The following is a 13,706-nucleotide window of genomic DNA, read 5'->3' as shown; positions in this document are numbered from 1 at the left end:
AAATGAATAATCGATAACATAGGGATATCCTATAGACATAAGAGCCTGGGGAATGTTACGATTTAGTTGAGGATAACGCTAATCTTTAATCAATCTCGAAGGATAGCAGCTCTTAACAAGGATATGGTGGATAAAGACAGGTGTAATTGTGAATGTTAGTACTTTATCAAGCAAAGGAGGTTATTCTATATGAGAAAGTGTGATCAATTAATTCAGAGATTTACGTTAAAAGGTCAAGATGATGGCGTCAGAAACTTAAGAGGAGAAGAGCTGAAATCGTATCAATTAATATATGATGATTTAATTAAACGACTCATTGCTACCGGTGCGGAAGTCCCTCAGGATATGGAGATACAAGTAATCAATAAAATTGTTACCCCTGATGATGATAATGTAACTCCGCTGGGATTGGTTAATGTAAGTTTGGACTATCTGACGAAAATACTAACGTTTGCCCAAGGTCAAGGAATCCAATGGCAGGTTGAAATTAAAGAGTGTACTGATACCCATTTTAAGGAATTATCCTATTTTAAGATCACGGTCGCATGTGACAAAGAATTTTTCGTAACTATGGCCAAAGAGGCTGGATTTAGGTATCCCAAGATAACCCGTCATCGAACAGCTTAATTAACTAAAAATTAAAACGCCGCCGAAATTCTGCTTGAAGTTTCATGTCTGGATATGTTCATTATTTCACCAGACCAGATTGAACAAGAAGGAAAGTTTGCCTTAGACGCAACAATGGCCGGCATCAATAATACCGCAGAGATTACCGTCACACGGAAAATATTGAACGGTAAACCTGACAAGGTAATACTAAAGGAAATTGAAGATGAGAGAATCGACATGGTAATCATGGGGAAATGCGGATATGGAGCCATCACAGATTGTCTGCTAGGCAGTGTTAGTCAACGTGTTCTCTATGGCGCAAAATGTTCAGTTTTAATTGTCAAATGAACTCGTTCAGTTAAAGCTGAACATCGGGGCTATTTCGATAGCAGTTATAAACTACAAATTAGTGCATAAAGTTATAGGAACCCTTCTTATTCTTTAGCTCCCCAAATGCTGCTTGGGGAGCTTTTTTAAGGTTTTCAGAAGAGAACTTGAGAAATGCCAATGGGACTAGTGATAAGATGAATTATCAAATTGTTCATAAGCATATATGATGGTGAGGATACTGATTTTCTATAGACTTATACAGTCCACAGTGCTAATCTGAATTTGTAATAAATAGTGATAATTCAAAGAGAGGAAGGATGATTGATTTGTTGAGGATTAGTACTAATTCAATCTCTAACGTTATTAACAAAATTCAGAGGGAAAGGGGAGGAACATGATTTAGAAAGAGTTTCGTTAGCGCCCTGATTGGATTTTTGAATTTTACCTTCTATAACTAATAATCGATATTAGATAAAACAGTCATAAAGACTGCTAAAAAATGTGACTTCGGTATCATCGTTGGAATTTAAAGTATGTACAGCTAAGAGATTGTAGAAGTAAAAAATGATTTGTCAAAAATAAAGAAAAACTCTTAGATTAATAGTGAAAAATTTCACTTTACGTTACTGCGCTTATTGAAAGGTGGGAGTTGTATGCCTTCAATGACTAAATGGGTTCCGATTATTGAAACGGTTAAAGGATATAAAAAAGGGGATCTCAAGCATGATATTATAGGTGCCTTAACTGTTGTAGTTGTTGGTCTTCCTCAGTATATGGCTTATGCTCTGATTGCGGGCGTCAATCCGATTTATGGTCTCTATACCGGGATCATTGCGGCGATTATAGGTTCCGCCTTTGGCTGTTCTAACCAACTGATTACAGGACCGACGAATGCGATTTGTTTACTCACTGCAAGCGCTATGATACGCTTTATGCATCTCCCTAATGCTTATCAAATGCTTTTCCTAATGACCTTTATGGTTGGCGTTTTACAGGTTCTTTATGGAGTAGTTCGACTCGGCAAAGTGATTGATTTTGTTTCCCACACCGTCTTGGTAGGGTTTACAGCCGGAGCAGGAACGATCATTGCTCTGGGACAATTAAATACATTTCTGGGGATATCGATTAAAAACTCTTCAGCAATGTCTACGCTGGAAAAAGTATATTATATTATCACTCATCTAAATAAAACGAATCCCTATGTTTTAGGCATCGGCCTGATGACTATTATAATTGTGCTGATATGCAAAAAGATCAGTAAAAATCTTCCGGGAGCTTTAATTGGGATTATTCTGCCTATCTTTTTTATCATTATGTTTGATCTGGAAAAGAAAGGCGTCAAACTTACAGGTAATATCCCTTCCGGCTTTCCTCCCTTTACCATGGTTCATTTTAGCCTTTCCTCAGTCAAAGATATGCTGAGCGGAGCGTTTGCCATCTCCATCATTGGTTTAGTTGAAGCAATATCTATTTCTAAATCAATTGCCACGAAAACCCGGCAAAAAATTGATTCCAATCAAGAATTTATAGGGCAGGGTTTATCAAATATCATAGGGGCTTTCTTCCAGTGCCTTCCGGCTTCGGGTTCATTTTCCCGTTCCGCCATTAACTATATTAACGGGGGAGCCAGCAGATTAGCCGGAATTCTTTCCGGTGTGTTTGTAGCCATTGTTCTCATGCTGTTTGCACCCTATGCGAAATATATACCAAGTGCAGGTTTGGCAGGGGTCCTGATTTATACAGGGTATGGTTTGATTGACAAAGAAGAAATAAAGAAAGTCGTGAAAGCAGGTATATTCTCTTCCGATTCCATTGCCATGTGGGTAACCTGTATCTTAGTTATTGTGCTGCCAAACTTGGATTATGCAATTTATTCAGGGATTGCTCTATCCATTGCCTTATATCTGAAGGATACCAACAAAGCACCGCTTAAGCTTTTGATTCCAGCACAGAGTGATGGATCCCAGGTGATTCTCGAAGAAGTGAAAACCGTTGAAGAAAAGGTTGACGTTTTGGTAATTCAACTTGAAGGAAATCTTTATTTCGGGGGAGCAACCGATTTAGGAGATAAACTTGAAAGTTTGGTTGATAAATCCAAAGTGTTTATTCTCAGAATGAATCATGTAACCACTGTTGACTTAACGTCACTGACAGCTTTGAAGGTCTTTGTCAGGAATGTGCGGGAAAATAACGGAACTTTGATCATTAGTGGTGTTCAACCGGATCTTGCAGCCTTGTTTAAAAAGTCAAACTTTGATACTGACATTGGCCCGGAAAATATCTTTATGTCCGAAAATGAAGTCTTTGCTTCAACCTCAAATGCCTTAGTAAGGGCAAGAGCTGCTCTTAACTTTTAAATTTGGACGAGTTGAGAAAGCAAATTTAAAGGTGAGAATGTCACCATGATATTCTCACCTTCCACGAAATTGATATGACCGAAATGTTATAAAACATTTTATTTGTGGGGTTAGGAGAGGGTAACTATGGTCATGGAAATATTGACTAGCGTATTTGCTTGTTCGCTTTGTCAGACCAGGTATAATCGGCAGGAAGACGCCGAAAAATGCGAACTCCTTTGTGCAAAATTACTCAAATCGCCTGAACTATCTGTATTAAATCTCACTTCCAGGACCTATAATATTCTCAAATGCCGGAATAGATACTATTGACGATGTTCAAAAAACAACAGATGATTATTTATTAAATCTAAAAGGGTTTGGCCCCGCCTGCCTGGAGGATTTACACTATAAAATGACATTATTTGAAGAAGAAAATGCGGTGCAAAATAAATTAAGGGAGTAAGGGGAAAAAAAGTAATAACAAATTGCCCTTCAAAGTTAATCTAAGCACAGGCCGATTATTTGCCTGTGTTTTTTGCGTATAAAATCCAATGCCAATCGTATTAATGCTTTTGGCATTAAATTATGTGACCATAGGGACTTCTTTGGATCTTTATTTTGGACTATAATTTTAATTGTTATTTTCGCAGTTTTCCGATCTGAATGATGTATGGACGCACTCTCTAAAATTCTGCCTATTTGCTTATGAGGAAATGTATGAAAGGGGAAACTATGCAGCAAGATTCTTCAACTTTTAATGGTAATATTGTAACGGACGAAAGTAGTTGTCAGGGGTGTAATAAATGTGTTCGGGAATGTCCCGTTGATGCTAATATTGTCTACGTTAAGAATGATAAGGTTAAGGCTAAAATAAACTACGAACGATGTATTGAATGTGGTAAATGCATCTCAACATGTGATCATGGTGCACGTTCTTATCTTGATGATACTGAACGCTTCTTTAATGATCTAAAACATGGGAAGAAGATTACTGTATTGGCAGCGCCGTCGATCAGAGTAAATTTTCCTGACTTTAAAAGATTATTCGGTTTTTTGATTAAAAATGGTGTCAATGTAATCTATGATGTCTCCTTTGGAGCAGATATTACGACATGGGCATATCTAAGAACTATAGAACAGCAGAACTTACACACAGTGATTGCTCAACCTTGTCCTGTGATAGTTAATTACATTGAGAAGTTAAAGCCAGAATTATTACCCCAACTTTCTCCCATTCATAGTCCGATGCTTTGCTCAGCAATTTATGTGAAAAAGTATTTAAAGGATAACTCGGAATTAGCAATGTTGTCTCCTTGTATAGCAAAAAAGGGGGAATTTGGCTCCACACAAAATATAATAGGATACAATGTAACGTTTAAAAAACTGAAAGAATATCTGGAAAATAACAAGATTAACCTCAAAAATTACAATGAGGTCGATTTTTCTGATCTAGCCTGTTCTTTGGGGTGCCTTTATAGCAGACCAGGGGGGTTAAGAGAAAACGTTGAGGCTTTTGTTCCCAATGCTTGGGTAAGACAAGTGGAAGGACCAGATACCGTCTATGGTTATTTGGAAATCTATGGTGATCGTGTTAAAGAAAATAAGCCTGTACCTCTTCTCGTCGATATTTTAAATTGTCAGCATGGCTGTAATATCGGCACAGCTTCAATAATCAAGGATAACGTACTAGACGATATAGATTTTAGTTTTAATGCCATGAAAACTAGGAAAATGAAGGAAGAAGAAAAACAGGGATTTAAAAAATCTATAAAGCGTATGGAATGGTTAAACGATTATTTTAATAGAACTCTAAAATTAGAAGATTTCGTACGTGTATATAATACTGCCAAAAAAGCGAGAGACTTATCGGAACCAACTGAGCCTGAGTATGATCAATTATTTAAGTCCATGCACAAAGAAGATGTCGAATCTCGTACAATTAATTGTGTTGCCTGTGGTTATTCGACATGTAAAGAAATGGCGAAGGCAATCCACAACGGATTAAGCGTTCCAAGTAATTGTGTTAACTATTCTAAAGGCGAATTAATTAATTTAAACCGTAAGAACTCCGAGATATTAACTCAACTTCAGGACTTGAGCGCTGAAAGACTGGAATACAGTAAAAAACTTGAAAATGATGTTGTTAATATTAAGGCTTCTTTAAACGAAATAGCAGCTGAAAATGAGAACGGTGTGAAAAACATCCAAAACATTATGTCCAGGGTATCTAATAATACCGAAATAGCTTCAACTTTACGACAAGATGTTGAAGAAATGAATGATAAATTAAACCATTTTGTTAATTCATCGAATTTAATTGAAGGAATAGCAAGTCAGACCAATCTCTTGGCTCTTAATGCCGCAATTGAAGCCGCACGTGCGGGAGATCAAGGCAGAGGCTTTGCAGTAGTGGCTCAGGAAGTAAGAAAATTAGCTGAAAGGTCTAACGAAGTCGTGAAATCAACAATCAATGATGAGAAGTTGATGGTGGATTTAATCGGAGGTATTGCCAATATATCCGTGACATTAGACCAAGAAATGCTTGAAATAAGTAATCAAGTCGAGAAAATTTCAACATCACTTGAAAACTTAACTGCGAAGAGTCAGGATATTCTAGCATTTGTTGAAGATATTTCGACTCATTAATTTGGAAGTCTGATCATTTAGGGAGCAGCAGTGACAAAAAACTGTTGCTCTTTTTCTTTTGCGCTAGGCTTAGTGATCCGGGCAAAATAAGTGCAAGCACTTGCTTGCATAGACAGCATTGGTTTGGTACAATAAACAGGCAAGTGCTTGCACGCATAATGTCAATAGGTGGTGGTTATAAAATGGAGACGATAGAGACTGGTAATTTAACTGATAATACTCTGAGTATCAGAATTATTGAAGCAGCTAAACAACTTTTTGTGGATCATGGCTTTAAAGGTACGACTACGAAAATGATCGCCAAAGAAGCTAATGTCAATGAAGCAACTCTATTTAGGCACTTTAAAAATAAAGAGGGGATTTTCTTAGCGATAACCAAAGATCTTACTAAACACAGCAATTCAAAACTTGAGAGCATCATAGAAAGTGACATTCCCTTAGAAGAAATGCTTTTTCAATTTGGAATGGAATTGTATAGGAGGATCGTTCAAAGCAAGGGTGTATTGATTGTGGCAATAATTGAGTCCAAGCAGAGATCAGAGCTCGTTGAAAATGTTACAAGCACGTTTAGATCGATCGTTGAAATATTGGAGAGAAAATTAGTCAGGTTACATGATGAAAAGAAACTTGAGAAAAATGACTTTTTTACAGTTTCTTTGATGTATGTAGAATCTTTAATTGGTCTTTTTATTGTTCAGACTCGATTGAAAGGCGACCTTATACCGATGGAAATTGAACGATTATGCAGAAGCGCTTCCAAAGTTTTAGTCAACGGCTTACAAAATTAAGAGGCCTAAAGAATAGTTGGGTGAACACGATAAGCAGATAAAAATCAGGGAACGGTAATCATTTTGCTAAGAGATAACTCGAGGGGGATTAGGGGATGAAACAAAGAGTTTTACTTATTTTCTCATTGTTCTTGTCATTTTTACTCGTTAGTGGATGTGGAGCAAATAGTGACAGCAATAAATCTGATACAAAAACCTATCCTGTCAAGACAATACAGGTAAAGGAAGAGAACTATCCAGTTTCGCTGGAGTATCAGGGGATTACCGGCGAGAGTGAGGTAAGAAAGCTATCCTTTAAAAGTTCCGCCAAAATTGCCAAAATTTACGTTACGAAAGGACAGCATGTTACCAAAGGCGAGCCCCTGGTTGATCTTGACAAAACAGACTTAAATTATGCAATGCAAGCTGCTCAGTCCCAAATGAATGCAGCAGCCGCCCAATATAACAAAGCCGTAAATGGTGCACAGCAAGAAGATATTAATAAGGCCGAGATTGCGGTGAAAAATGCGCAGGATAATTATAATTATTATAAGGATTTGTATGATAAAAATGTTACCTTATATAATAGTTCAGCGATTTCCAAACAGGCTTTGGATGGTTCAAAGCTGCAACTTGACAGCAGCGAAGCTGCTCTGAACAGTGCGCAGCAGACTTTGCAGCAGCTTCGAGATGGATCTAGAGATGAAGACAAAGAAGCACTTTTAGCTCAGTTGAATGCAGCGACTGCTGATTATAATTCCAAAATGGACTTGGTACAGGATGCCTCAATGGTTTCGGATCTGGATGGTTATGTGGTCGATGTTCTCTGTAAAGAAGGGGAATTACAGCCAGCCGGAAATCCCGTTATTTTAATGAGAAGCGATGATCAAGTCATTACTGTCGGATTATCAGATAAGGATGTCAAGAAAATTAAAGTCGGCACGAAAGCAACGATAACTATAGATAATCAGAGTGTTGATGGCGAAATCAGCAATATTGTGCAAATGGCGGATCAGCAATCAGGGACGTTTAGTACTGAAATTAAGCTTTTAAATCCTATCGACAACGATCAATTTTATATCGGTGAAAGTGTAAAAGTGTACATAGAGACAGGGGATCAGAGGTCGATTTTGATTCCCATCAGCTGCATTCTAAATGACGGTGAAGATTACGTATATGTTATAGAGAATGGCCGAGCTGTTCGGAAAAATATAACCTTAGGCGATGCGCATGAGGATAAAGTTTCAGTAGAAGGTTTAAAAGCCGGAGATAAACTTGTTATTGAGGGAATGAAGAATATTAAAGCGGGTTATCAAGTTTCTGAAAAGTGAGGTGAACAATATTGAGACTGATTAAAGCAGCCATTGAGAATAAAAAAATAGTCTTATTTCTAGTAGTTTTAGTTATTATCGCAGGGTTTTATAGTTATTATGTAGTTCCTAAGCAAGAAAGCCCGGACGTTTCCTCTCCTGCTGCTATGATTACCACGATTTATCCCGGAGCTTCTCCAAGTGATATAGAAACACTTGTCACTAAGAAAATAGAAGATAAAGTTGAGGAAATTGATGGCTATGATTATGCCGAATCATATTCCAAGAATAGTGCTTCTATCGTTATCGTCTATTTGAACAATGATGCCGATAAAGATAAAGCTTGGAGAGACCTAAGAGATAAAATTAAAGATTTAAAATCGGAGCTTCCTGATGGATGTCAAGATAGTACGATTGATACTAACCTTACAGAGACAGCGGGGATGATTTTAAGTATCTCGGGTAAGAATTATTCCTATGAGCAACTGGGTGATTATGCCGATGATATTAAGAAAGAATTGAGCAATGTTGACGGTATTTCCAGATTTGATGTCAAGGGAAAGCAGGATAAACAAGTAATCGTTGACGTCGATTGGACTCAAATCAATAAATATAACGTGTCCTTAGACGACGTATGTAAAGTACTAAAAGCTCAAAATATTAATATTCCATCCGGATCTTTGAATTTGAAAACAGGGAAGATCAAGGTTGAAACGCCGGGGACATTTACTTCCCTTCAAGATATCCAAAATACAATAATAGGGGTTTCACCGACTACCGGAGAAACCTTAAGAATCAAAGATATTGCTAAAGTATACATGGATTATGATCAAGATTCGAGTCTTAAATTTAGAGATAACGGTGCTAATGCGGTATTGCTGGCAGGATATTTCCAAGACAATAAAAATATTGTCCTGATTGGTGATAACATTAGTAAAAAATTAGATGCTCTAAAGAAACAACTGCCAAATGACTTGACGATCGACGAGGTAACGTTTCAGCCTAAAGACGTCAGTGATTCCGTTTCTTTTTTCATGAAGAATCTTCGCGAAGGAATAATTCTGGTTATTATCACTGTACTCATTGGAATGAGTCTTCGCAATGCCATGGTGGTTTCTGCGGTTATCCCAATATCTATATCCATGTCCTTTCTTGCGATGTATATCCTGGGGATTAAAGTTCAGCAAATGTCTACCACGGCCCTTATCATAGCTCTGGGAATACTGGTCGATGATGCAATTGTAATCGGTGACGTTGTCCAAGTAGGTATTGATAAAGGGCTATCTGGAAATGAGGCAGCATTTCAAGGCATAAAGCGACTATTTGTGCCGGTATTTACATCCACGTTAATTATCGTGGGTGCCTTTGCTCCGCTGCTCACGATCCCAGGGGCTGTTGGGGAATTTCTAAGGACCTTGCCTCAGGTTGTTATGATCTGTGTGACTTGTTCGTATATTTCCGCCTTACTTGTAACGCCTGCCATGTCTTCTCTATTTTTTAGAAAAAGTAAAACTCTTAATAAAGAAAGCATTGTCCGTAAAATGTTCCGTAAACTTTTAAGCTATGGACTAAAGCATAAACTGAGGATTGTTGTCGTAGCCTTAGGAATTTTCTTAGCCGCTCTTGGCCTAATGAAAACCTTAGGAATGCAGTTTTTCCCTTATGTTGATAAGAATATCCTGTATATCGATGTTTCCAATGAGAAGGTTGAAGATATTGACAGTACAGCAAATTTGGTTAAACAAGTTGAAAATGTCCTTAAAGCTCAAAAAGAAGTGACAGGATATACCTCTGCCATAGGCGGAGGTATGCCAAAATTTTATATAACCTTAGCTTCAGTAGCAGCTTCCAAAGATACAGCACAAATAATGGTACGAATCGATCTGAACAAAACAAATCGGTTCCAAACAAGGCAGGAGCTCGCTGAGCATCTACAAAGTTTATTGGACAGCAAACTTAGTCAAGGGACAGCTACAGTAAAACAATTAGAACAAGCTCAGCCAATAGGGGCCCCTATACGCTTGAGGCTTACAGGAGATGATTTGGAGAAACTATATTCTGCTTCCGAAAAGATTCAGCAGAAGTTGTTAAATATACCTGGAACTATGAACGTTAGAGATGATGCGGCGCAGAAATCCTATGAATATGAGGTCAATATTGATGTGGCCAAAGCGTCACAGCTTGGGTTGCTTAAATCAGATATTCTTGAGCAAATTAACATTGCCCTAAATGGTTACAGCGGCTCAGTTTACAGAAAAAACGGCAGTGAGTTTGGCATTTTAGTAAAAACTAATATTTCCTCAGTAAAAGATCTTGAAAACTTGCAAATTAAATCCAGTGTTACAGATAATAAGGTTCTCTTAGCCCAGGTGGCATCCATAAAACTCACTCCTGAGCTAGATCAAATTAAACACTACAAAAAGGAAAAAACGGTGACAGTGTACAGTGATGTTAAAACTGGATACAATTCGGTTAATATCGAAAATGCGTTAAGTCAGCAGATTGCTGCCATGGATTTGAATGGTGTCAATGTTCTCTATGACGGAGAAAAAAATCAAATCGAGAAGAACTTCACCAGTCTCGCCTTGGCAGGAGTTTTAACGATTCTAATAATTTACGTTTTATTATTTATTCAATTTAAATCCTTTGTCCAGCCTTTAATTATTATGTGCTCTCTGCCATTATCCTTAATAGGAGTTGTTATTGGACTCATGGTCTTTAGAATGCCGCTATCCTTAACAGCCGTAATGGGAATCATAAGCCTTATTGGGGTAGTCATTAGAAACGCGATCCTGCTTATTGAATATATTAACGGCGGGAGGGAAGAGGGGCTATCGATTGATGAAGCTTGTATGTTTGCTGTTAGTCAAAGATTTCGTCCGATTATACTAAGTTCTACGGCAACCATCACCGGGCTTATACCTCTTGCCTTATCCAAAAGCGCGTTATTTGGACCGATGTCGGTAACGATCATGTTTGGACTCTTGACAGCGACCTTCCTGACCTTTATCGTGATACCGGTTATTTATTCATTAGTAAACACTAAATTAGAGCAAAGAGCTTTTCAAGGACATATAGCCAAATTTTAAATCTTTTGTCCCCCTTTTGTCATTCTTGAATATAACGATGATAACTAATCACTGATGGTCTGTGAAAGAAGAACTGTCAAATGTCAAATTATGTTTTAGGGTGAATATACTATACAAGATTCGTTTACCCTTTTAATAACATAAAAGGAGCATTCCGATGGTGAAATTACTTATGTTTGATTTCGACGGCACTCTGGTTGATTCTCAAAATATTTCTGTCAACATTTACAATCAACTCGCTGACAAATATCATGTAAGGAAAATCAAGAGTTTCGATTCAATTAAAAGGCTTCCTCTGCACGAACGATTTAGGACCCTTAATTTTCCGATTTACAAACTCCCGCTCTTTGCGGCTGATTTTGCTAAACAGTACAAACATTCTTTGGAAAGTATTGCTTTGGTTACAGGTATGAGAGAAATTTTAATTGAGCTGAAGAAAAAAGGATATGAATTAGCGATAGTTTCTTCAAACTCTGAGAGTAACATCCGAGATTTTTTGGGTAAAAAACAACTTAATGTATTTGAAACTATTATTAATTCTCATAATATTTTAGGTAAGGACAAGGTGATTAAAAAATTATTAATCTCCAAAAAGTTAGAACCGTCAGAAGTAATTTATGTCGGAGATGAAATAAGAGATGTAAGTTCCTGTAAAAAGCTGGACATTAAGATTATTTGGGCCAACTGGGGATATGATTTGCTAGAGATGTTACAAGGTGAACAACCAGATTATATCGCCTATTTCCCAGAGGACATTTTGTCTATAATGGACTTACAGTAAAGGGAAATCCCAGAATGTTATAATCTTTCTCTTACCAACATCGGTCTCTCATTATAACATAGTAAATCTATTTATATTATCTGTTGGAAGATTGTTAGAAGCCGCTAACTGTGAGCGGCTTCTAACAATCTTCGTGTTTATGTTAAAAATTAGTTTATATTTGCAACCATAACAAGAGTAGTCAAGAAGAATAAGAAGGTACATATAATACTCACCGAGATTATGGCCTTTTTTCGATCATCTTGGTCTTCTTTGGCGTTATAGTTGTTCGATGTCTTTAAATAGATGACAGCAGCAGTAGTTCCTCTTATGGCGGTATTGAAATTACCATTTAATTTTTTGTTTCCATTATGAAGTGTATAACACCTTCCGCTCATTAGCCTCTCTCCTTTTTACGTGACTATGTAATGGCACCTTACAACATCTCATGTCATTATTCTTCCTAATAATTAGAGTTCGCTAATAATTCAGAATTACCTGCTTTAAGAAAATATTAATTTATTTTACACTATTCACTCAGCAATTAGTTATATACGAAGTATATAATGCCAGAGTACGTGGTTTCATGTGCTTTCATCATAATCTCCGTAGAAATAGACAGAACAGTTGTTGATTTTAATTTTTCCCTCCCTATAATATCTTGATATTTTCTTTAGATATCTCGTATTTTCATAGAATTCCTAGCTAACCAAATTAGCTCACCACGGATAGAATTCGCATAAAATGTCTAATTCGGAGAAATTGGATATGGCAAAGCCAACGTCTACTATTTGTGGATATGTTGGCCGTTGTAAACCCATGATTCTCACGGTGGTAAACCTCCCATGTCTAACAGGGTCAAGATTATAAATCTGCCCTAAATTCCTTCGTTCCACCTATCCATGATTGGGTGTCAGTTATGCTCCTCTACCGAGTCCTTGCTCTAATGGAAAAATATGCGACTGACTACCAGCTCTTTTGTTTTGCTAGGTTACCTGGATTGCTCGCTTCTGTGGTGACGCTTTAACCCACAGATCGTTTGTTTCTTATGGTTTCGCTGCTATTCTAATTACGCTGCTAAATGCTCAACTGGACGATGAATGTCCTTAATTAGCTTTTCCGGATCGTATTCTGTACCTTTTGTTAATATTGCATAGAACACCCGAATTAGTTTACAGCTTAAGGCAATTAGTGATTGTTTCTTCTTCAGGGGATTCTTGATCCTTGTTGTGTAGTAGTTGTGTATCTCTGCAAACTCTGCGTTTTTTGCGACTAGCGGCATCACTGCTTGAAATAGGATTGCCCTCAGTCGTGCGCGGCCGCGCTTACTGATCGTGGTCTGTCCCTTGTGCTTACCTGAGCTGCTTTCTCGTAAGGCTAAGCCCGCAAGCTTTTGGATCTGCTTTGGAGAATTAAAGCGTCTAATATCTCCAACTTCGGAGAGAAAGCCTGCCACGGTAACAAGGCCAACACCTTTAATTTCAAGTAACTTCGCTACTTCTGGTATCTGACGGCACAACTCATCGATGGTTTCTATGACTGCCTGATATTGTGCTGTTTTAGTGTGATAGTCTTGGAGTAATAGCTGAATTTCCATTCGGGAACAAGACTCTCCTTCGGTGCAACCAATGCTCTTCTGAGCAGCTTCATACAGGCTCTTAGCCCTTTTCATTCCGACTGCTCTCAACTTGTTGTCTCTCCAAATTCGGTTTATTCCTTCTACTCCAAGTCTTTTGATATCCCTAGGTTGCGGGGCAACTTGCAGAACCAGCATGCTACTTGTCGCATCAAACTTTCCAAACACCGTTTCATGCTCGGGAAAGTAGATTTTCAGCCACCTCTGAATGCGATTTTTT

The 13,706-nt window shown here is 37.7% G+C and carries 10 protein-coding genes; 8 read left to right on the top strand and 2 right to left on the bottom strand.

Annotated elements, in window-relative coordinates; all coding sequences use genetic code 11:
* The first annotated feature begins 189 nt into the window (after window positions 1-189).
* The 8 genes from DEAC_RS00050 to DEAC_RS00015 all read left to right on the top strand — a co-directional run bounded on the left by DEAC_RS00050 (window position 190) and on the right by DEAC_RS00015 (window position 11,871).
* A complete protein-coding gene (locus DEAC_RS00050; RefSeq protein ID WP_047808012.1) occupies window positions 190-627 on the top strand; it encodes a hypothetical protein in 438 nt (145 codons plus the stop codon).
* Between the two features lie 54 nt (window positions 628-681).
* The gene (locus tag DEAC_RS00045) at window positions 682-957 is read left to right on the top strand and encodes a universal stress protein (RefSeq protein ID WP_053006225.1); all 276 of its coding nucleotides are present in this window, start codon (window positions 682-684) and stop codon (window positions 955-957) included.
* Between the two features lie 635 nt (window positions 958-1,592).
* On the top strand, window positions 1,593-3,296 hold the full coding sequence (locus tag DEAC_RS00040) for a SulP family inorganic anion transporter (RefSeq protein ID WP_047808011.1): 1,704 nt from the start codon (window positions 1,593-1,595) through the stop codon (window positions 3,294-3,296).
* A 699-nt stretch (window positions 3,297-3,995) separates the two neighbouring features.
* Entirely contained in the window at window positions 3,996-5,924 is a 1,929-nt protein-coding gene (locus DEAC_RS00035) for a [Fe-Fe] hydrogenase large subunit C-terminal domain-containing protein (protein WP_242847035.1), read from the top strand.
* Between the two features lie 182 nt (window positions 5,925-6,106).
* Window positions 6,107-6,712, top strand: a complete 606-nt coding sequence (locus DEAC_RS00030; protein WP_047808010.1) for a TetR/AcrR family transcriptional regulator — start codon at window positions 6,107-6,109, stop codon at window positions 6,710-6,712.
* Window positions 6,713-6,807: 95 nt separating this feature from the next.
* A complete protein-coding gene (locus DEAC_RS00025; protein WP_047808009.1) occupies window positions 6,808-8,022 on the top strand; it encodes an efflux RND transporter periplasmic adaptor subunit in 1,215 nt (404 codons plus the stop codon).
* Window positions 8,023-8,033: 11 nt separating this feature from the next.
* Entirely contained in the window at window positions 8,034-11,090 is a 3,057-nt protein-coding gene (locus DEAC_RS00020; protein ID WP_047808008.1) for an efflux RND transporter permease subunit, read from the top strand.
* Between the two features lie 157 nt (window positions 11,091-11,247).
* Window positions 11,248-11,871, top strand: coding sequence for an HAD-IA family hydrolase (locus tag DEAC_RS00015; protein ID WP_047808007.1), 624 nt, complete (start codon window positions 11,248-11,250; stop codon window positions 11,869-11,871).
* Between the two features lie 149 nt (window positions 11,872-12,020).
* Here DEAC_RS00015 and DEAC_RS00010 read toward each other — a convergent pair whose 3' ends face one another.
* Window positions 12,021-12,248 carry a hypothetical protein gene (locus DEAC_RS00010; RefSeq protein ID WP_047808006.1) on the bottom strand — a complete coding sequence of 76 codons (228 nt, stop codon included), beginning with the start codon at window positions 12,246-12,248 and terminating at the stop codon, window positions 12,021-12,023.
* A gap of 671 nt (window positions 12,249-12,919) precedes the next feature.
* On the bottom strand, window positions 12,920-13,706 hold a 787-nt coding region (locus tag DEAC_RS00005), incomplete at its 5' end, for an IS110 family transposase (RefSeq protein WP_047808005.1).

Source organism: Desulfosporosinus acididurans, from assembly GCF_001029285.1.
Lineage (GTDB): Bacteria > Bacillota > Desulfitobacteriia > Desulfitobacteriales > Desulfitobacteriaceae > Desulfosporosinus > Desulfosporosinus acididurans.
The sequence above is the reverse complement of the archived record's forward strand: the minus strand, read 5'-3'. Positions and strand labels throughout refer to the sequence as shown.